Source organism: Rathayibacter sp. VKM Ac-2803, assembly GCF_009807175.1.
Lineage (GTDB): Bacteria > Actinomycetota > Actinomycetes > Actinomycetales > Microbacteriaceae > Rathayibacter.
In genome coordinates this window covers 1,315,453-1,334,010 of sequence record NZ_WUCD01000001.1, presented here as the reverse complement: position 1 = coordinate 1,334,010, position 18,558 = coordinate 1,315,453, and the positions used below count along the sequence as shown (strand labels likewise).

The window sequence follows — 18,558 nt, the reverse complement described above, 5'->3', positions numbered from 1 at the left end:
ACAACGGGCGGCGGCGCCGGATGGTGTGGAGAGTGCGAGCGGAGGAGTCCTACTTGTAGACGGCCCAGACGGACTGGTCGAGGAGGCGCGTCTCGCCGTCGGCGCTGACCTCCCAGCCCTCGGGGGTGGTGCGCAGGTAGCGGCCGCGCAGGATCTCGGGGAACCAGCGGTCGCGGGTGCGGACCCACCGGATGAAGTTGGCCGGACGACCGGCGTTCAGGGTCTGGCTGCTGCCGGATTCACTCATGCGACCAGTCTCACGTGCTCGCGGATATGGGCTCGGGGCATTGACTTCCCAGGAAGACGGGGCAGTCGTTCACAGTCGCCGCACATATCGCTGAGTATCGTTCGCAGAAACAGGAGGTCATCATGAACAGCTCGTCATCGACCGGTGCTTTCGGCTCCGGCAACCCCATCGAGGGCATCTGGCAGGCCATGGAGCAGGTGCGCTCCAGCTTCGAGAAGCGCAGCGGCACTCGCGTCGGCCGCGGCGACGTCCGCGCGGCGGTGCTCGCCCTCCTCGCCGAGCAGCCCATGCACGGCTACCAGATCATCCACGAGATCGAGGAGCGCAGCTCGGGCAGCTGGAAGCCGAGCCCCGGCTCCGTCTACCCCACCCTGCAGCTGCTCGCCGACGAGGGACTCATCTCGGCGGACGAGTCGAACGGCCGCAAGACCTACTCGCTCACCGAGGCGGGTCGCGCCCAGGTCGCCGCCTCCGGCACCTCCGCCCCCTTCGCGGGTGAGCCCGAGCCCGTCGACTTCGGCGCCCTGCCGAAGGCCGGCGTCGAGCTCGCGCAGGCCGCCGCGCAGGTCGGCCGATCGGGCACCCCGGATCAGATCCGGAAGGCCATCACGGAACTCGAGGACTCGCGCCGCAGGCTGTACGCGATCCTCGCGCAGGACTGACCCGGGTGGCGCCGGTACGCCCGGGCCCTGAGGGCCCGGGCCGCCGCCGCGCGCGCAGCGATCAACGGCGCTACCGCCGAATCCTGCGCTTCGCCTCCTGGCACCTCGCGGTGACCTGGTTCTTCGATCTGCTGCTGCCCCGCGTCGGGCTGTCGTCGATCGCTCTGCGCACGCGCCCCGCGCGCATGCGCCGCTTCGCGCGCAGCTTCCACGTACTCGCGGTCGAGCTCGGCGGACTGATGATCAAGGTGGGCCAGTTCATGTCGTCGCGCCTCGACGTCCTGCCGCCCGAGATCACCCGCGAGCTGGAGGGGCTCCAGGACGAGGTGCCGCCCGTCCCCTTCTCCGGGATCCGCGCGCTCGCCGAGGCGCAGCTGGGGCTGCCGCTCGAGCGCGCCTATGCGGGTGTCGACGAGACCCCGGTCGCCGCCGCCTCGCTCGGTCAGGCCCACCGCGCCCGACTCACTCCGATCGATGCGGCCGACACCGGCTTCGCCTCCGCGATCGTCAAGGTGCAGCGGCCCGGGATCGACGAGATCGTCGACGTCGACCTCGCGGCACTGCGCCGCGTCGGCGGCTGGCTCACGCACGTGCGTCTCGTCTCGGATCGCGTCGACGCGCCCGCACTCGTCGAGGAGTTCGCGGTCACCAGCCTCGAGGAGATCGACTACCTGCAGGAGGCCGCCAACTCGGTCCGCTTCGCCGCGGACTTCGCGGGCGACGCCCGGGTGGGCGTCCCCGACGTCGTCTGGGAGCGCTCGACCCGCAAGGTGCTGACCCTCCAGGACGTCACGGCCATCAAGATCACGGATGCCGACGCCCTCCGCGCCGCCGGCATCGACCCGGCCGAGGTCGCTCCGGTCTTCGCGGCGGTCATGTTCGACCAGCTGTTCACGAACGGCTACTTCCACGCCGACCCGCACCCCGGCAACGTCTTCGTCACGCCGACCCCGGGCGCCGAGCTGCCGTGGCGCCTGACCTTCATCGACTTCGGGATGATGGGCGAGGTGCCGCCGACGACCCGCGCGGGCCTGCGGGCGATGCTGATCGCCGCCGCGTCGCGCGACGGCAAGGGCCTCGTCGACGCGGCCCGCAAGGTCGGCGTGCTGCTCCCCTCCGCCGACTCGCGCGAGCTCGAGCGGGCGATGACCACGCTGTTCGCGCGCTTCGGCGGCATGGGGTTCGCGGAGCTGCGCGAGGTCGACCCGCGCGAGTTCCGCGACTTCGCGGTGCAGTTCGGCGACGTGGTGCGCTCGCTGCCGTTCCAGCTGCCCGAGAACTTCCTGCTCATCGTCCGGGCGATGTCGCTCACCTCCGGAGTCGCCAGCGCGCTCGATCCGGCGTTCAACCTGTGGGACTCGGTCGAGCCCTACGCGCAGCAGCTCATCCGCGAGGAGCGCGGCAACGTCGCGCAGGACGTCGGCCGGCAGGCGCTCGACACCCTCGGTCTCGTCTGGCGTCTGCCCCGGCGTCTCGACGAGCTGGCCACCACGCTCGAGGACGGCACGCTCGCCGTGACCGTCCCGACCGTCGAGCGGCGGCTCGTCCGACTCGAGGGAACGGTGCGCCGCGTCGTCTCGGCAGTGCTGTTCGCGGGCCTGCTGATCGCCGGAGCGATCACGCGACCCGACGACACGGCCTTCGGAACGGTGCTGCTGGTCGCGTCGGTGCTGCCGCTGCTGCACGCCCTGTTCTCGGGGCGGCGGGGCTGAGGTTCGGTCCCGCCGCCCCGTGAGACAGTGGAGCGTGCTGACGGACCGTACGCCGCGCCGTCTCCCGGCCGCCCCTGTCCGTCGATTCCGAAGGCTTGCGAGGCTCGGCTTCGCGGTGAACGGAGTGCTGCACCTCTCTATCGGCGTGATCGCGATCCGTCTGGCGTTCGGCGACACGTCGCCCCTCGAGGCGGATCCGTCCGGAGCGATCGCACGCCTCACGAGCGCGCCGCTCGGCAGGGTCGCCGTCTGGGCCGCGTTCAGCGCCGTACTGGCCCTCGGACTCTGGCAGCTGACCCTCGGCGGCGCATCCGACAGTCCGAGACGCGCGGCGCGCTGGGGTCGCCGGGTGGTCGAGGCGGGCAAGGGATTCGCCTCGCTCGCGCTCGCCGGGACCGTGCTGATCTTCGCGCTCGGCGGATCGACGAGCTCCTCGGCGACGATCCGGACGATCAACCAGCAACTGGTCGCGACCACGACCGGGCTCGTGATCCTGGCACTGACCGGGGCGATCGTGCTCGGCAGCGGCATCGGCTTCATCGCGATCGGCATCCGCCGCGGGTTCCGCAAGCTGATCCGGCTGCCGGCGGGGCGACCCGGCCGCCTCGTCTCGGCGCTCGGCGCCACCGGCTACGTCGCGAAGGGCATCGCCGTCGGTCTCGCCGGGGGCATCTTCCTCGTGGCGGCGGCGACCGGCGACGCCGACCGGGCGACAGGGCTCGACGGTGCGCTGCGATTCCTCGCGGTCCCGCCGTACGGGACCGCCGCCCTGGTCGTCGTCGGGCTCGGAGTCATCCTCTACGGCGTGTTCCTGATGGCGCGAACGAAGCTCGCGCGCCTCTGAGACCCGAGTTCCCGCGTCAGTGCGCGGCGTCGTACGCGCTCTGGACCTCGGCCGGGATGCGGCCCGAGGGCGGGACGTCGTAGCCGTGGCGCTTCGCCCAGTGCCGGATCGCGGCGCGCATCTCGGGGCTCTTGCGGCCGGCGCTCGCGGCGACCGTCGTGATCCGCGGCGCCGCGCCCCCGGGCGAGAGCAGGCGGGCGGAGTCGACGTAGCGGGCGAGCGCGAGGTGCAGCCGGCCGATGTTCGCGGCCGTCAGGTCGATCTCGTAGGCGTCGTCGTCGATCGAGAAGCTGACGGTGCCGCCGCGACCGTCGACGATGGGCGCGCCGGTCAGGTCGTCGATCAAGCTCGTGCGCTGGGCCATTCAGCGGACTCCTCCGGGTCGGACGGAGCGCCGCGACCACGGCGGCTCCGCCGTCCAGCGTATCGAGCGCCGCGAGCGCCTTCGGGCGATGCTCAGCGCTCGTCGTCGGCGCGGAGCGAGTGGATCATGCCGCGGAGCAGCCGGGCTGCGCCGGCCTGCTCCTCCACGGTCACGCCGGCGAGCATCCGCACCTCGACACCGCGGACCGCGACGGTCGCCGCCTCGAGCCGCCGCCGCCCCTGCGGGGTCAGCTGCGTCGGGAGCACCTTGCCCACGCGCGCCTCGACGGGGCGGACCACGTCCCCCTCCCGCTCCAGGGTCTGCAGCAGGACGTTCATCGACTGCCGCGTCACGAACGCTCCGCGCGCGAGTTCGGAGTTCGAGAGCCCGGGGCGCTGGGCCAGCAGCTCGAGGCAGGAGTAGTGCGTCACCGTCATCCCGAGCGGGCGCAGCACCCCCTCCATCGCCGCGCGGAGGGCGCTCGACGCCTCCTTGAGCAGGTAGCCGAGGGAGGTCGTGAGGTCGATCCCGTCTTGACTCATGTCAGAAGTCTGACATAGCGTGAGCCATGTCAGTCAACTGACATCAACCGAAGGAGCACCCCATGCCCGTCACCGGACCCGACTTCCTCTCCCTCCAGACCCGCGACCTCGCCGCGTCGCAGGCGTTCTACGAGCAGTACCTCGGCCTCGTCCGCTCGCCCGCCGGCCCGCCGCACGCCGTCGTCTTCGAGACGACGCCGATCGCCTTCGCACTGCGCGACATCGCGCCGGGCACCGATCTCAGCGGAGTCGTCCAGCCCGGCATCGGGGCCGCGATCTGGCTGCACGCGACCGACGTGCAGAGCATCCACGACGCACTCGTCGCCGATGGCCACCCGATCGTCGCGTCCCCGATCGACGGCCCGTTCGGCCGGACGTTCACCTTCGCCGACCCCGACGGCTACCAAGTCACGCTTCACGACCGCGCCTGACGGCATTCGAGGAGAGCGCTCCTCGACCGGCTCTAGACCGGCTCGACGGAGAGGACCATGTCGCGACTCAGGGTCGGCCCTAGCAGCTCGCGCAGCCAGACGCGGTTCAACAGAGCGCGCTGGTGGCCGTCGAAGCGGTACTCCAGAACCGATCCGGGGTGCACGAGGATCGCCTGCGACCGGTAGCCGGCCCCGCCACGTCGTCCACGTCAGCCGGAAGGGCGCACCGCGCTCCATCCGCGTGCGCAGGGCGACGCGCAGGTGGGTCAGAGTGCGGTCGTCGAACACGATCCGCCTCCGCCAGGCACCGAAGATCAACTCGCCCATCAGGGTCTCCCTCATCGTCGTCGAAAGGCTCGCGAACGAGCGGGAGCGGCTGGCTCAGAGGCTCCGCGTGGCCGGATCCGCTCGCGAGCGGAATGGCCGGCCATGAGTGCCGAGGAAGGCCGAGCAGCGAGGGCGGGCCCACCTTGAAGCTATACCCGATCGGGGCACGCAGACGCCGTGAAGCGGCTCGCCCTCCCGTCAGTTCGCGACGGCGGGCGGCACAGGACGTGAGGTAACCCACGGAAATTTGAACCGAGCACCCGATTCGAGCGCGTCGGGTCTAGGTTTCAGGCACGTGCGGTCGTGGACCCGAAGTCCGATCGCACGAGGAGAGGTGATGCAGCCCTGGTGCGGCCGACTCCGCGCGGGTTCCCGTCGGCTGCGTGCACGAGGGCGTATCCGGCGGGCGCCGTCGTGTCGGATGTCCGATCCGCCCACGAGCTGCGGCCACGGTGCCCAGGAGGCGACGAGCAGGCCGGCGACCGACCCCGCTGCTGCACATCCGCGTGCACGAGCGCGGCACGAGCGGCCGGCTGCCTCCACGACGTGATCACCCTCGACACGGGCGGGTCAGGCCGCCAGGCGCCCGGCGGCGTCGACGCGAAGCTCGGCCAGGCGGTCGCGGGTGGCTACGAGCTCCTGGATCTGCGCGTCGAGGCGGGTCTGCTCGTGCTCGAGCAGCGCGAGCATCGCGGGGGTGGTGGTGCCGGAGTAGATGCACGGCAGGAGCATCACCACCTCGGCGCTCCCGAGACCCGCCCGGAACAACTGCTGCACCAGCAGGACGCGGTCGACGGTGTCGGCGTCGAAGAGGCGCTGGCCGCCCTCCGTCCGGCAGGAGGTGATGAGCTGCCGCATCTCGTAGTACCGCAGCGACCGCACGCTGACTCCCGTGCGCCGCGCCACTTCGCCGATCTTCAACCCGGTTCCTCCGACCCCTTGAAGCTGACATCCGTGTCAGATCCTACGGTGACGACATGGACATCACAGGAGCGACCGCACTCGTCACCGGCGCCAACAGAGGACTGGGCAGGCACTTCGTCGAGGAGCTGCTCGAGAGGGGAAAGCGCCGCGTCTATGCGACGGCACGCCGCCTTCCGAGTCTCGAGCACCTCCGGGACGATCCGAGGGTCGAGACGACCCGGCTGGACATCACGGAGCCGGATCACATCCTCGAGGCGGAAGCCCGGGCGGGCGACGTCGACCTGCTCGTCAACAACGCCGGGATCGCGACCCTGCAGAACCTCGTGACGGGCGATCTCGACCGGATCCGCGCCGAGATGGAGACGCACTTCTTCGGCACCCTCGAAATGACCCGGGCCTTCGCCCCCGTGCTCGCGCAGAACGGCGGCGGAGCGATCGTGAACGTGATGTCGCTGCTCTCGTTCCGCGTCCACCCCGGCAACGGCGCCTACGCGGCGGCCAAGGCGGCCAAGGCGGCCAAGGCGGCCAAGTGGCAGCTGACCAACAGCACCCGGCTCGAGCTGGCCGGGCAGGGGACCGAGCTCGCGGGCCTGCACCTGTCCTCGACCGACACGGAGATGATGGCCGGCTGGGACATCCCAAAGAGCGATCCCCGCACGGCCGTCGCGCTCGCCCTCGACGCCCTCGCCGAAGGGCGCGCGGAGGCGCTCGACACCGAGACCGCCGAGGTGAAGGCGCAGCTGGACCGCACGCCGGAGGAGCTCTACGCGCCGTTCCGGTCGCCGTCGGCCCGATGAGCGCCCGGTCCGCAGGATCCCGCTCGCCCGCCGCAGGACCGCGATACGGAGGCGGCCCGGCCCGATCGAGGGTATGACCGTCCCACTCGCCCCCACGGAAACCATGTCCAAAACAGAGAGCTAGGACTGCAAGCCACATGAGGCCGTCGTGCGACCGAGTTGCGGGTGGAGTACCTGGCCGATTCCTCGGTGAACTTCAGCCTCTGGACGACGGTCAACCTGCCGCACCCTCTCTGTGGACGCAACCAGGAAGACACTCGGAGGATCCAGACTTCACCGCCATGCTCGGGATGGCCTAAATCCGCAGCCAGCGCGGCGAGCGTCTGACGCTTGCCAGACCCTGCCGACGCTCAAAGACCTCTTCGGCTACAACTATCCGACCGACGAGCACAACGACCAGCTCCCACCAGCGGCGGCGGGTTCGCACCGAGCACGAGCCTCGCTACCTTTCGAGAGGCCGATGAGCATCAAGCGCGACGGCGCCGTGGTACTCGGCTAAAACTTCGTCGACGGCCTACCGATTACTCACTGCTATCTGCGTCAGCCTCATACCCGTGGGCGGACCGCCTAGCATTCGAGGAAAGTGACTGGAGCATGCGGATCGTGGCAGCCAACGCCGTTGGCGTCACGGGCGCTCCGCGCCAGGCTAACTGGACTTCCACGCCCGGACCGTTGACGTTCCGGACGATACGCAGGATGGCAGGGTTGTCAACGTCTTCCCGGATGCGCTTGATCCCCAGAGTCCACGCTTCAGCCTGACCGAAGTGACGAATCTTGATACCTATCTTGATCGCAATCGACTGGACGTCTTCGAAACTTTCGGCTTGGGGAAATGTCGCAAGGCTCGCAAAATGTACTCCATTAGCATATTGAATGATGCCTAGTCCTTCATGTTGCGATAAATCTTCCGATTCATCCTGGTCAGAAGACTTCTCAATGAAAGCCTCTTTCTCGGGCTCGGCCGCACGAGGCGACGGCGCTTTCTGGACCTTTAAGAAGAGCGGCTCGAGAACGATTTCAATTACAGCCATTGGCGTGTTATCCGTAGCACGGGGACCGATTCTGTTAATCCGGGTATAGCTACCTTCACGCTCGATAGCGCGCGGAGCGATCTCGGTCAACAGTTCGTGCACAACTCTCTTGTCGTGGATAATCGCAAGAATGCGACGACGGGCCTGAATGTCGCCGCGCTTTGCAAATCCGATGAGTTTTTCAGCAAGTGGACGAAGCCGCCTTGCTTTGGCTTCGGTTGTCTTAATGCTTTTGTGGGTAAACAAAGCCGAAGCGAGGTTCGCGAGAATTATTCGCTCGTGCGCCGGAGCACCCCGGAGGCGGAGTCGCTTGTCAGACTCAGGCACGTGGCAACCCTTCAACCCATGGTCCGCTTCGCGCAGAAGCCGTCGTGATGGTAGCGCAATTAGGCATCTGAGGCGCCCTCATCATCATTCTCGCCCGTCAAGCGCGCCGAGGGCGCTAGTGCGCGGTCCCCGGGAAGCAGGTCTTCGTACCGAATTGGACCCGAGTGCAAAACCCAATCAGTCTCCTTAAAATGACTCGACAAAGCGGGATTCTCTAAATCTTCTCGGGGCCCATCTTCTCCGAAGATTGCGATGTTCACCGGTCGGTCTAGCCTTTCCTCCCAGTCCGAGACCCAAACCTGGAGATAGAGGAAATTCTTATCAGAATATTCTTTCCTGATGAACGAGTATTTGTGGTTCTCGAGGTCGGCGGTCTCCGGATCTGCGCCGCTGAAAGTGATAGATTCCGTGACCTGGAGGTACGCGTCTTGGCTCGATATCTGAATATCGAAATCGCTTTTTACAGGCGATACGCCCAGTCGATGCAGAGAATCGAAGGGCCGTCGCTGCGGGAGGACACGTGGCCAGACTATCCTATACTTAGTCGCGATCTGATTTAGTTCAAAGACATCGGGTGGCCGACCGAACTCGCTTGTGAAAGCATAAGCAATTTCATTACGCGTCACCGGCATCGACTTATGCGGACCCGAAAAAAAGAACGCGGAACTACCCTGAAGTCGGACGTCCGCCTCACGAATCCCTTCTCGCCAAATTGCTTGCATCAAGGTTAACGTAAAGTCGCTGAAATACCCCGCCGGAAACCCGAGCGGGGTTACACGCCCTAGGCACTCATGTGCAGAGGAGGTCGTTATCTGGAGAAAATCGAGATCCTCCGGAGTGAGCTCATACCCGGAGTCGTCCCTGATCTCGGGGTGATTCGATTCTCCCGGTGCCATGCGCGCCATCATCCCACAGCCCATCCGGCGAGTCTGCCACCAATTCTGGGACAAAATAGGTAGGACCTGTCCCGATTTCTTCGACGCCAGTACAACTGAGAGCCCGAACGAAGCCCTGATCTTGTAGAGAATCGCCAGAACTTCGTTGAGCAACAGCGTATCGGCCTGCTTCGTTGCGCGGAGGCGTTAGCAGCGTGGTTCGCACTACTAACGCAGAGGAATCCGGCAGTGGTCGGTGCTGCTCGGCGGCGGCCAGGTGGCACCAATGGCGCCGTAGTCAAGGAGCACGCCGATCGCGCCGAGCGGTGCCGCGAGCGCGAGGCCTGCAAAGAGGCTGGAGAACAGTGCCCGGGACGTGTTCACAGGCACGATGGCGGCGCGGTCTGCAGGTTCGAGCGGGCGCGAAAACGATTCGTCGTGCGGATGACAGCAACCGGCGGATCATCCGCGTGCACTGCGCGAGTTCGCAGGCCTCGTTCAGCGAGATTAGGCAGCGGTTCAACCTCAACGGCAACGCTGCCGGAACTCGGGGCCCATGATTCGAGAGTGCGATCGTGATCATCCCCAAGAACGATCCCCGCACGGCCTTGGCGCTGGCCCTCAACTCCCTCGCCGAGGGGCGCGCGGAGGCGCCCGACACCGAGACCGCCGAAGTGAAGGCGCAGCTGGACCGCACGCCGGAGGAGCTCTACGCGCCGTTCCGGTCGGCGTCGGCCCGGTGAGCGCCCGACTCCGCGGGAACGCGCTCGTCCCCCGCAGGACCGCGACACGGAGGCGGTACCGCGAGGGCTGATGATGGGGCGATGACCTCTCCTCGCCGCCTCCGGACGACCGCGGGGGTGCTCTGGATCGTCGGACCTCTCGTCTACGTCGGTGCGGAGGCAATCGCGGCCTCGGCCTTCCCCGGCTACAGCTACGCCGACAACTACATCAGCGATCTCGGCGTGCCCGAGGTCGGCGCGTTCGAGGGCCGCGCGATCGACTCGCCCCTGCACTCGGTGATGAACGCCGGCTTCGTCGCCGAGGGGGTGCTCTTCCTCGCGGCCGCGCTGATGACGGTCCGCGCGACCTCCGGTGGTCGGCGGCGGGGCTTCCTCGGTCTCGCCGCGGCCCACTCCGTCGGCATCGTCCTGGTCGGCCTCGTGCACGGCAGTCGGCAGAGCGTCGAGAACGGCACTTCCGGGCTCCACGTGCTGGACGCCGCTCTCGCGATCATCGGAGGGAACTTGGCCGCGATGACCGCGGGCGTCGCTGTGCTGCGGTCGCGGACGCGCTGGGCGCCGGGGGTGGTCGGCATCGTCCTCGGCGCCGTCGGGCTGCTCGGGCTGGTGCTGCTGCGGGTCGACTCCGGGAGCACCGCTCTCGATCTGCTGCCCGACGGCGTCTGGGAGCGCCTCGCCGTCTACACGGTGACGGCCTGGCAGCTCACGACAGGGATCGTGCTGCTGCGCTCGGGTCACTCCTCCCGCATCGCCCCGTCGTAGCGGGCTCGGGCCTCCTGGACCGCGGGGAGCTGCCGATCGGTCCAGCGCAGCAGCGAGTCGACGAGCTCGTTCAGCGTGTCGCCGATCGGCGAGATGCGGTACTCGACGGCGATCGGGCGGGTCTCGAGCACGACGCGCGAGATCATCCCGTTGCGCTCCAGCCGGCGGAGCGTGGCGGTCAGCGACTTCTGGCCGACCGCGGGGACGGCCCGCCGCAGCTCGTTGAAGCGCAGCGGCCGCTCGCAGAGCTGGTCGAGCACCTGGAGCGACCACTTGTCGAGCAGCTCGTCGAGCAGCTCGCGGTGCGGAGCATCCACCTGCAGCAGGTCGGTCACGGTCGGGGCGGTGTCGTCCATGCCACCTAGTCTCGTTGAAGTGCCCTTCGTGCACCAGGTAGACAGAGGGAACCTGCTACCGAGAGAAGGACCGCATGAGCGTCACCACCACCTCCCCCGAGGGCATGTTCCAGTCCGTCAACTACGACCACGTCTCGGTCGCGACGGGCAGCCGCCACGTGCACGTCGCCGGGCAGATCGCCCGCGACGGCGAGGGCAACCGCCTCGCTCCCGGCGACCTCGCCGGTCAGGTCGCGCAGGTCCTCCGCAACACCGCGCGGGGTCTGGCCGGTGCCGGCGCGACGTTCGACGACGTGGTGCGCCTGCGCTTCTTCCTCACCAGGTCCACCCCCGGGATGCTCGCCGAGTGGGTCGCCGGGATCGAGCAGGTGCGGGAGGAGCTCGGCCTGCCGGACCCGCTGCCGCCCCTATCGGCGATCGGCGTCGACTTCCTCTTCGAGCCCGATGTGCTGGTCGAGCTCGAGGCGTACGCGGTGCTCGACTGACGCGCCGGACGCGAATCGGCGCGGAAGTGTGACACTCCGCCGCCCCGCGGACATGTCCCCGGTACCAGCCCGCGCATCGAGCGGACTGCCTCACCGGAAGCGACACCATGACCCGCCAGCACCGACTCACCGTCTCCCTCGCCGCGCTCGCCCTCGCCGGCGGTCTCGCCCTCGCGACCACGGGCTGCTCCACCGGAGGCGCCGCACAGCAGTCCCCCGCCGCCGTGTCCGCGGTCGCGGTCGGCTCCGTCACGACGGACGGCACGACGATCCTCGCGGAGACCTCGCTCGGCGACGATGTGTTCGTCCTCGGGCAGCACGGCACCGAGATCCGCTCCGCCGCCTCCTTCGACGGCGGCGACACGGACCTGAACTGGGAGAGCTTCGGCGAACCGGCCGCCGTCGACGCCGCGGCGTTCACAGTCGTGAACCCCGGCAACTTCCCCGACGCCGCCCCGGGCGGCATCGCGACGGTGACCGGCCAGGTCGGCTCCGAGGTCACCGGCATCGACGTCGTGACCGGCGACGGCCCGACGGTCGCCGCGACCGTTCAGGACGGATACTGGATCGCCGCCTGGGAGGGCGGCGACTTCGACGGTGGGAGCACCCCCGACCCGAGCTTCGTCGCCCACCTCGTCGACGGCAGCGCCACGACCGTCACGTTCGCCGACGCCACGAAGGACTGACCCTGTACTCCACGTCCACTCCCTGCAGCTCGGCGAGGCGATGATCGACCACGCCCGCCTCGCCGAGCTGCACCGCGCCCATTACGGCGATCTCATCCGCTACTTCGCGAGGCGGGGCGCCCTGGACGACGCCGACGAGCTCGCGGCCGAGGTCTTCGTGATCGCCTGGCGCAAGGTGCCGGCCGAGCTCGAGGATCCGAGGCCGTGGCTGTTCGGCGTCGCCCGCAAGGTGCTCGGCAATGCCCGCCGCAGCCATCAGCGCAAGCACTCCCTCGATGTGCCGCTCGACGGAGACGCCGACGGCTCGAGCGGTGGCCGGATCCCCCGGGTCGACTCCGCCACCGGCGAGATCGCCCTGCGCCTGGATCTGCAGCGCGCCTGGAACGAGCTCGCGCCCGCCGATCAGGAGATCCTCGCGCTCACCGCGTGGGAGGACCTCACCGTCACCCAGGCCGCCGAAGCACTCGGGATGCGCCGCTCCACCGCCGCGATGCGCCTCTCGCGCGCCCGCGGCCGCCTCCGGACGCTGCTCTCGGCGCCGGCCCCTCCCTCTCCACCCCCCGCCGGTCCACGACCGCACGAACAGGAGTCCTCGTGAACGACGATCTCCCCGAACGGGACCTGCTCCGCAGCATCGACCCCGCCGCCGGCCGCTCCGTCGGCGAGGACGCCCGGCTGCACAACCTGCTCACCGTCCTGGACCGCATCGAGCCCGAGCGCGGGCCCGTGCGCTCGCTCGGTCTGCGCGGCCGTCTCGCCCTGGCCGTCCCGGCCGGACTGCTCCTGGTCGGCGCCGCGGTGCTCGTGCCGGTGCTGACCGCCCCGCCGCCGTCTGCTCCGCCCGCCGCCACCCAGAGCGCGCCGACCGCGCTACTCGCCGGATCGGTCACGCCCGGCGGCGTCACGATCCTCGCCCAGACGAGCGTCGGCACCTCGCAGTTCCTCCTCGGGCAGCTCGGCGACGACATCCGCTTCGGCGCGTCCTTCGACGGCAGCGACCCCGACGACAACTGGGAGACCTTCGGCAGCCCCGCGCCGGTCGCCCCCGACACCGTCACGCTGACGAATCCGGGCAACTTCCCGGATGCGGCCCCCGGAGGCATCGCCACGGTCACCGGACAGGTCGGCTCGGACGTCGCCGCCGTCACGTTCACCCCCTCGGGCGGTGCCGCGGTCGCTGCGGCGCTGAGCAACGGCTACTACATCGCCGCCTGGATCGGCCCGGAGTTCTCGGCGGCGGGCATCCCGGAGCCGGACGTCACCGTCACCTACACCGACGGCCGCACAGCCGACGTGCCCTTCTCCGCCCTGATGTCGGACTGATGCGCCGCGCCACGTTCGTCGCTCCGAACTGCGCACAGTCCACGACCCTCACCTCCGAGAATCGACTCATGCCTCCTGCCACCACCCGCCCGCGGTTGCCGCGCGCACTCGTCGTCGCCCTGGTCGGCGGTCTGCTCCTGGGCGGGCTGACCAGCTTCCTGCAGGGCGCGCTGCCGGGGTCGCTCAGCTCGTTCGCCAATTCGTGCGGCGGCTGGTCGATGCTCGTGTTCGCGCTCGTGCGACTCGGCGGCGCCCGCCCGGTGCCGGCGGCGCTGCTCGGACTGCTGACGTTCTTCGCGCTGCTCGAGGGCTACGACCTCGTCACCGCGGCTCGCGGCTTCGGCTACTCGCCTCCCTTCACCGACATCCACTGGCTGCTCGCCGTCTCCGCCGGGCCGATACTCGGTGCCGCCGCCGCGCTGACTCTGCACGGCACGACGCCCTGGCGGGTGCTGGCGGTGGCGCCGCTCTCGGGCGTGCTGATCGGCGAGGGCCTGTGGGCGCTCGGCGCGATCATCGACACGACCAGCCCCGTCTACTGGTGGCTGCAGATCGTCCTCGGGGTCGCGTTCCTCGCGCTCGCGATCGTGCGGAGGCGGCCTCGGGTGCTCGTCGTCGTGGCGGCACTCGCGGTCACCGCCGCGGCCTCCGTCGCCTTCTTCCTGGTCTACTCCGCGCTGTGAGCGGCCGCCCGACCGCGCGGCTCCTCGCCCTGGCTGCCGCCGGACTCGTGCTCGCGGGCTGCACCTCGCCGAGCGATCCCGTCGCGACGTCCCAGGCCTCGTCGCCGTCGCCGTCTGCGACAGCGTCCGCCGCACCGATCGACGTCTCCGCCGAACTCGCGGCGCTCGAGAGCGAGTTCGATGCGCGGATCGGCGTCAGCGCCGTCGACACGGCGTCCGATCGACGCGTCTCGCACCGCCAGGACGAGCGCTTCGGCTACGCGTCGAGCATCAAGGCGCTGGCCGCCGCCCAGTTCCTCCGCGCCGTCCCCGCCGCCGAGCGCGACGAGATCGTCACCTGGACCGCGTCCGATGTCGAGGCGGCGGGCTACTCCCCCGTCACGAGTGAGAGCATCGGCGACGGCCTGCCGCTCTCGGAGCTCGTCGAGGCGGCGGTGCGCGAGAGCGACAACACCGCGCTGAATCTGGTGCTGGCCCGCCTGGGCGGGCCGGCGGCTCTCGACCGGGGACTCGAGGAGCTCGGCGACACGACGACCGAGGTCGTCGACGAGGAGCCCGCGCTGAACACGATCGAGCCGGGTGGAACGGCGAACACCACCACGCCGTCGGCCTTCACCGCCGCCCTGGGCGCCGTGGCACTCGGCAGCGCTCTGCCTCCCGAGGACCGCGCGCTGCTCCTGGACTGGATGAGCGGCAATGCGACGGGCGACGCGCTCATCCGCGCGGGGGCACCGAGCGGCTGGGGCGTCGCGGACAAGTCGGGCGGCGCGGGCGGGATCCGCAACGACGTCGCCGTGGTCACCCCTCCCGAGCGCGAGCCGATCGTGATCACCGTCCTCACAGAGCGGAACGACCGGGACGCCGACTACGACGACGCGCTCGTCGCCCGCGCCGCGGCCGTCGTGCTCGGCGCCCTGGAGTAGCGGGCCGGCGGAGGCGCTCTCACCGTGACGTCCTCGTCCGTGATGGACTGATCCGCATGATGAATTCTCTGCACAATTCGGGTTCCGGGCACGACACGAAGGTCGGCGCCTGATGGCCGAGGAGCGCGCGATCCTCGCGGGCGGGTGCTTCTGGGGACTCCAGGAGCTCATCCGCGACATGCCCGGTGTCTTCAGCACTCGCGCGGGCTACGCCGGCGGCAGCACGCCGAACGCCACTTACCGCCACCACGGCGACCACGCGGAGGCCGTCGAGATCGAGTTCGATCCCGAGCAGCTCTCGTACCGCGATCTGCTGGAGTTCTTCTTCCAGGTGCACGACCCCACCACGAAGAACCGGCAGGGCAACGACGTCGGCACCGCCTACCGCTCCGTCATCCTCTTCCTCACACCCGAGCAGGAGCGCGTCGCCCGCGAGACGATCGCCGAGATCGACGCCTCGGGCCGCTGGCCCGGACCGGTCGTCACCGAGGTCGAGCCCGCGGGCGAGTTCTGGGACGCCGAGGAGGAGCACCAGGACTACCTGCGCAAGCACCCGGGTGGCTACACCTGCCACTGGGTCCGGCCGAAGTGGGCGCTCGACGCCTGATCGGGTGTCCCGGCGCGCACGATTCCGTCGACTGTAGGAAGCGCGACCGCGACTCCAGCGCTACGGTCGCGGCATGCCGTGTGCACGGCGCCCGCGACCTCCTGGAAGTCGTGCAGCCGCTGCGGTCGCGTCGCCGAGCCGAAGCGGTCCCAGGCGTCGCTGACGACTCCGACCAGGCAGGAGAGGCGACCACCGAGATCGCGGAATCCCACCGCCCGGAGCAGTCCGCCCACGTCCGCGATCACATCGCGGACGCGATCGGCCGCGTCCTGCCCGCCGACGATGTCGACCGACAGGAACACGGCCGACCGGCTGAGCGGCGCGACGACCGCCTGCGGCTCGATCGGGACCCGGTCGTCGGCGCTCATCGGGCGGCCGTCGCGAACGCCGTGAGAGCGACGTCGTCGAGGTGGTGCGCGGGCATCGTGACCTCCGGTCCGCACGCCGGAGGGGCGCGCTCGCCGCGAGCCTGTCAGGGCGCAGGCCGCCGCGCACGAGTCATCCGACCCGACCCGGGTGGCCGCCCCGCTGATTGGCGGAGGGGCCGCGCGACATGTATAGTCGTACCTCGTTGCGTGCGCCCCTCGGGGCCGCGCAATGGACTGCGCCCGTAGCTCAACGGATAGAGCATCTGACTACGGATCAGAAGGTTGGGGGTTCGAATCCCTCCGGGCGCACTCGGAATCCAGGCCCTCCCCGGCCCCGGAGCCACCGAGTACTGGTTGAGACAGTGCCACTCGCGAGAGTGCTGAACGGCCCGCTTCGGCGGGCCGTTCTTCGTTGAGGGCCGCGCCTCAGCGCTCCTTCGCCCTGCTCACCTGCGCATCGACAGCCGAACGCTGCCCGCCCTGCTCCTGGGTGGCGACCCAGCTCGCGAGCAGCCGCAGCGACTCCTCCGTCGGCGACCCCGGCTCGGCCGCGTAGATCAGCAGATTGAGTCCCTCACCGAGCGGCTCCATCGCCTCGTAGGCCATGTCGAGGTCGCCGACGACCGGGTGCCGGAAGTGCTTGCGGCCCTGGACGTGGTTGCGCACGTTGTGCGCGCCCCAGCGGGTCCGGAACTCGGTGCTCCGCGTCGACAGCTCGCCGACGAGGTCCTGCAGGTCGCGATCGTGCGGGTTCCGCCCCGCCTCCGTGCGGAGGATGGCCACGTTGATGTCGGCGGACGTCTCCCAGCTCGGGTAGTACTGCTCGGCGAGGTCTCGGTGCAGGAAGGTCAGCCGGGCGAGGTTCACCGGCCGCTCGTCGAGCTGGTACGCGTCCCAGTAGAGCCCGCGGAAGAGGGCGTTCTCGGCGAGGACGTCGAGACGCCCGTTGCGCACGAAGGCCGGCCCGCCGGTGACCGCGTCGAGCACCCAGCGCAGACTCGGGCGCAGGGTCTGCGGCGAGCTGCGGCGCTTCGCCCGCACCGGGGAGGCGTTCGCGGTCGCCGCGAGGTCGAACAGGTGCGACCGCTCGGCGTCGTCCAGCCGCAGGGCATCGGCGATGGCCGCCAGGACGGTGTCGGAGGCGCCGGTGAGGTTGCCGCGCTCGAGCTTGGAGTAGTACTCGACGCTCACGCCGGCGAGCATCGCCACCTCGACCCGGCGCAGACCGCTGACGCGCCGGTTCGACCCGCCCGACAGGCCGGCGATCTCGGGGGTGATCCGCGCGCGGCGCGACGTCAGGAAGTCCTTGACCTCTTCGGAGTTGACCATGCTCGCCACGCTACGACGCATCCGCAGCCCGAGGGGTGTCCTGGCAGTACAGGTTCCGGCAGTGACTCCCCCGCGCGCGCGGGACACGGTGGAGTGGGATCCGCTCACCGAGAGAGAGGCTCCACCATGAAGGCCGTATCCCTGTACGGCGCGGGCGACGTCCGCGTCGAGACCGTGCCCGACCCGATCATCCAGCAGCCGACGGACGCGATCGTGCGCGTCACCCGCGCCTGCATCTGCGGGTCCGACCTGCACCCCTACCACTCCCTGCCCGCCTCCGACCGGGGCACCCCGATGGGCCACGAGCTCATCGGCGTCGTCGAGGAGACGGGCCCGGCCGTCACCACGCTGAAGAAGGGCGACTTCGTCATCGCCCCGTTCTCGTTCAGCGACAACACCTGCTCGTTCTGCCGCGACGGCTTCCAGACCGCCTGCAAGCACGGCGGCTTCTACGGCTCCGTCGAGACCGGCGGCCTGCAGGCGCAGCTCGCCCGCATCCCGCTGGCCGACGGCAGCCTCGTCGTCGTACCGGGCGTGACCGAGAACGACACCGAGCTCTTCGCCTCCCTGCTCACCCTCTCGGACGTGTACCTCACCGGTTTCCACGCCGCGCACATGGGGCGCGTCGAGGCCGGCAAGACGGTCACCGTGATCGGCGACGGCGCGGTCGGACTCTCGGCCGTGCTCGCCGCGAAGCAGCTCGGCGCCGAGCGCATCATCCTGATGGGCCGTCACGCCTCCCGCACCGACCTCGGCATCGAGTTCGGCGCGACGGACGTCGTCGCGGAGCGCGGCGACGAGGGCGTCCAGAAGGTCCTCGACCTGACCGGCGGCGAGGGCAGCCACGTCGTCCTCGAGGCCGTGGGCCACATGCCCGCCTACGAGCAGTCGTACGGAGTCGTCCGCCCGGGCGGCGTCATCTCGCGCGTGGGCGTCCCCCAGTACGAGGACGCACCCGTCGGCTTCGGCTCGCTCTTCGGCAGGAACATCACGCTCACCGGAGGCCCCGCGCCCGTCCGCGCCTACCTCGAGCAGAGCATCCCGCTCGTGCTCGACGGCACGATCGACCCGGGCCGGGTGTTCGACCGCACCGTCGGCATCGACGAGGCGCCCGCCGGCTACGCCGCGATGGATGCTCGCGAGGCGCTCAAGGTGATGCTCACGCCGTAGCGGGAACGGCCCCGGAGCCGTGCGGTTCCGGGGCCGCGGC

Annotated in this window: 24 protein-coding genes, 1 tRNA gene and 1 pseudogene; 16 read left to right on the top strand and 10 right to left on the bottom strand. The window is 69.8% G+C overall.

Annotated features, from left to right (window positions below; all coding sequences use genetic code 11):
• Nucleotides 1-49: 49 nt before the first annotated feature.
• Nucleotides 50-247 (bottom strand): hypothetical protein, encoded by a 198-nt coding sequence (locus GRS96_RS06235; protein WP_159854701.1) that lies wholly within the window; start codon nucleotides 245-247, stop codon nucleotides 50-52.
• Nucleotides 248-369: 122 nt separating this feature from the next.
• Between GRS96_RS06235 and GRS96_RS06230 the strand changes: the two genes are divergently transcribed.
• The 3 genes from GRS96_RS06230 to GRS96_RS06220 are packed head-to-tail and all read left to right on the top strand — an operon-like array spanning nucleotide 370 to nucleotide 3,465.
• On the top strand, nucleotides 370-909 hold the full coding sequence (locus tag GRS96_RS06230) for a PadR family transcriptional regulator (protein ID WP_159854703.1): 540 nt from the start codon (nucleotides 370-372) through the stop codon (nucleotides 907-909).
• Nucleotides 910-914: 5 nt separating this feature from the next.
• Nucleotides 915-2,621 (top strand): ABC1 kinase family protein, encoded by a 1,707-nt coding sequence (locus GRS96_RS06225; protein ID WP_159854705.1) that lies wholly within the window; start codon nucleotides 915-917, stop codon nucleotides 2,619-2,621.
• A 19-nt stretch (nucleotides 2,622-2,640) separates the two neighbouring features.
• Complete coding sequence (locus GRS96_RS06220) at nucleotides 2,641-3,465, top strand: DUF1206 domain-containing protein (protein ID WP_328612391.1); 825 nt, start codon at nucleotides 2,641-2,643, stop codon at nucleotides 3,463-3,465.
• Between the two features lie 16 nt (nucleotides 3,466-3,481).
• Here the strand turns inward: GRS96_RS06220 and GRS96_RS06215 are convergent, their stop codons facing one another.
• Together GRS96_RS06215 and GRS96_RS06210 are read right to left on the bottom strand one after the other, a co-directional pair.
• Nucleotides 3,482-3,829 (bottom strand): histone-like nucleoid-structuring protein Lsr2, encoded by a 348-nt coding sequence (locus tag GRS96_RS06215; RefSeq protein WP_159988033.1) that lies wholly within the window; start codon nucleotides 3,827-3,829, stop codon nucleotides 3,482-3,484.
• A 92-nt stretch (nucleotides 3,830-3,921) separates the two neighbouring features.
• Complete coding sequence (locus GRS96_RS06210) at nucleotides 3,922-4,371, bottom strand: MarR family winged helix-turn-helix transcriptional regulator (RefSeq protein ID WP_159988032.1); 450 nt, start codon at nucleotides 4,369-4,371, stop codon at nucleotides 3,922-3,924.
• A 62-nt stretch (nucleotides 4,372-4,433) separates the two neighbouring features.
• On the opposite strand from GRS96_RS06210, the gene GRS96_RS06205 reads away from it, so the two are divergent.
• Nucleotides 4,434-4,802 carry a VOC family protein gene (locus GRS96_RS06205; protein WP_159988031.1) on the top strand — a complete coding sequence of 123 codons (369 nt, stop codon included), beginning with the start codon at nucleotides 4,434-4,436 and terminating at the stop codon, nucleotides 4,800-4,802.
• Nucleotides 4,803-4,834: 32 nt separating this feature from the next.
• Here GRS96_RS06205 and GRS96_RS20780 read toward each other — a convergent pair whose 3' ends face one another.
• The 3 genes and pseudogenes from GRS96_RS20780 to GRS96_RS06200 all read right to left on the bottom strand — a co-directional run bounded on the left by GRS96_RS20780 (nucleotide 4,835) and on the right by GRS96_RS06200 (nucleotide 6,050).
• The gene (locus tag GRS96_RS20780) at nucleotides 4,835-4,966 is read right to left on the bottom strand and encodes a hypothetical protein (RefSeq protein ID WP_268893221.1); all 132 of its coding nucleotides are present in this window, start codon (nucleotides 4,964-4,966) and stop codon (nucleotides 4,835-4,837) included.
• 46 nt (nucleotides 4,967-5,012) lie between these two features.
• Nucleotides 5,013-5,129: pseudogene (locus GRS96_RS20905) on the bottom strand (DUF7882 family protein); the annotation flags it as partial.
• Between the two features lie 570 nt (nucleotides 5,130-5,699).
• Nucleotides 5,700-6,050, bottom strand: coding sequence for a MerR family transcriptional regulator (locus GRS96_RS06200; RefSeq protein WP_159988030.1), 351 nt, complete (start codon nucleotides 6,048-6,050; stop codon nucleotides 5,700-5,702).
• A 56-nt stretch (nucleotides 6,051-6,106) separates the two neighbouring features.
• Between GRS96_RS06200 and GRS96_RS06195 the strand changes: the two genes are divergently transcribed.
• Nucleotides 6,107-6,850, top strand: a complete 744-nt coding sequence (locus GRS96_RS06195) for an SDR family oxidoreductase (protein ID WP_159988029.1) — start codon at nucleotides 6,107-6,109, stop codon at nucleotides 6,848-6,850.
• A 521-nt stretch (nucleotides 6,851-7,371) separates the two neighbouring features.
• Here GRS96_RS06195 and rplQ read toward each other — a convergent pair.
• Nucleotides 7,372-8,208, bottom strand: a complete 837-nt coding sequence (gene rplQ, locus GRS96_RS20900) for a 50S ribosomal protein L17 (RefSeq protein WP_159988028.1) — start codon at nucleotides 8,206-8,208, stop codon at nucleotides 7,372-7,374.
• A gap of 1,450 nt (nucleotides 8,209-9,658) precedes the next feature.
• Between rplQ and GRS96_RS06185 the strand changes: the two genes are divergently transcribed.
• Together GRS96_RS06185 and GRS96_RS06180 are read left to right on the top strand one after the other, a co-directional pair.
• Complete coding sequence (locus GRS96_RS06185) at nucleotides 9,659-9,826, top strand: hypothetical protein (RefSeq protein WP_159988027.1); 168 nt, start codon at nucleotides 9,659-9,661, stop codon at nucleotides 9,824-9,826.
• A gap of 81 nt (nucleotides 9,827-9,907) precedes the next feature.
• Nucleotides 9,908-10,588: a DUF998 domain-containing protein gene (locus GRS96_RS06180; protein WP_159988026.1), complete on the top strand. Its 681-nt coding sequence runs from the start codon at nucleotides 9,908-9,910 to the stop codon at nucleotides 10,586-10,588.
• Here the strand turns inward: GRS96_RS06180 and GRS96_RS06175 are convergent.
• Nucleotides 10,561-10,944, bottom strand: coding sequence for a winged helix-turn-helix transcriptional regulator (locus tag GRS96_RS06175; RefSeq protein WP_159988025.1), 384 nt, complete (start codon nucleotides 10,942-10,944; stop codon nucleotides 10,561-10,563). The genes GRS96_RS06180 and GRS96_RS06175 overlap by 28 nt on opposite strands.
• Nucleotides 10,945-11,018: 74 nt before the next feature.
• Between GRS96_RS06175 and GRS96_RS06170 the strand changes: the two genes are divergently transcribed.
• The 7 genes from GRS96_RS06170 to msrA all read left to right on the top strand — a co-directional run bounded on the left by GRS96_RS06170 (nucleotide 11,019) and on the right by msrA (nucleotide 15,651).
• The gene (locus GRS96_RS06170) at nucleotides 11,019-11,429 is read left to right on the top strand and encodes a RidA family protein (RefSeq protein WP_159988024.1); all 411 of its coding nucleotides are present in this window, start codon (nucleotides 11,019-11,021) and stop codon (nucleotides 11,427-11,429) included.
• Between the two features lie 107 nt (nucleotides 11,430-11,536).
• Entirely contained in the window at nucleotides 11,537-12,115 is a 579-nt protein-coding gene (locus tag GRS96_RS06165; protein ID WP_159988023.1) for a hypothetical protein, read from the top strand.
• A gap of 40 nt (nucleotides 12,116-12,155) precedes the next feature.
• A complete protein-coding gene (locus tag GRS96_RS06160) occupies nucleotides 12,156-12,713 on the top strand; it encodes an RNA polymerase sigma factor (protein WP_159988022.1) in 558 nt (185 codons plus the stop codon).
• Nucleotides 12,710-13,438, top strand: coding sequence for a hypothetical protein (locus GRS96_RS06155; RefSeq protein WP_159988021.1), 729 nt, complete (start codon nucleotides 12,710-12,712; stop codon nucleotides 13,436-13,438). The genes GRS96_RS06160 and GRS96_RS06155 overlap by 4 nt, the downstream gene beginning before the upstream one ends.
• 68 nt (nucleotides 13,439-13,506) lie before the next feature.
• A complete protein-coding gene (locus GRS96_RS06150; RefSeq protein ID WP_159988020.1) occupies nucleotides 13,507-14,121 on the top strand; it encodes a DUF6518 family protein in 615 nt (204 codons plus the stop codon).
• Nucleotides 14,118-15,044 (top strand): class A beta-lactamase, encoded by a 927-nt coding sequence (gene bla / locus GRS96_RS06145; RefSeq protein WP_204162043.1) that lies wholly within the window; start codon nucleotides 14,118-14,120, stop codon nucleotides 15,042-15,044. The genes GRS96_RS06150 and bla overlap by 4 nt, the downstream gene beginning before the upstream one ends.
• 112 nt (nucleotides 15,045-15,156) lie before the next feature.
• Nucleotides 15,157-15,651: a peptide-methionine (S)-S-oxide reductase MsrA gene (gene msrA, locus GRS96_RS06140; protein WP_159988019.1), complete on the top strand. Its 495-nt coding sequence runs from the start codon at nucleotides 15,157-15,159 to the stop codon at nucleotides 15,649-15,651.
• Here msrA and GRS96_RS06135 read toward each other — a convergent pair.
• Complete coding sequence (locus tag GRS96_RS06135) at nucleotides 15,606-16,019, bottom strand: Dyp-type peroxidase domain-containing protein (RefSeq protein ID WP_159988018.1); 414 nt, start codon at nucleotides 16,017-16,019, stop codon at nucleotides 15,606-15,608. The genes msrA and GRS96_RS06135 overlap by 46 nt on opposite strands.
• A gap of 236 nt (nucleotides 16,020-16,255) precedes the next feature.
• Here GRS96_RS06135 and GRS96_RS06130 point away from each other — a divergent pair.
• Nucleotides 16,256-16,328 (top strand) — tRNA-Arg (locus GRS96_RS06130).
• Nucleotides 16,329-16,445: 117 nt separating this feature from the next.
• Here GRS96_RS06130 and GRS96_RS06125 read toward each other — a convergent pair.
• The gene (locus GRS96_RS06125) at nucleotides 16,446-17,348 is read right to left on the bottom strand and encodes a helix-turn-helix domain-containing protein (protein WP_159988017.1); all 903 of its coding nucleotides are present in this window, start codon (nucleotides 17,346-17,348) and stop codon (nucleotides 16,446-16,448) included.
• Between the two features lie 126 nt (nucleotides 17,349-17,474).
• Between GRS96_RS06125 and GRS96_RS06120 the strand changes: the two genes are divergently transcribed.
• Entirely contained in the window at nucleotides 17,475-18,518 is a 1,044-nt protein-coding gene (locus GRS96_RS06120; RefSeq protein ID WP_204162042.1) for a zinc-binding dehydrogenase, read from the top strand.
• Nucleotides 18,519-18,558 lie beyond the last annotated feature (40 nt).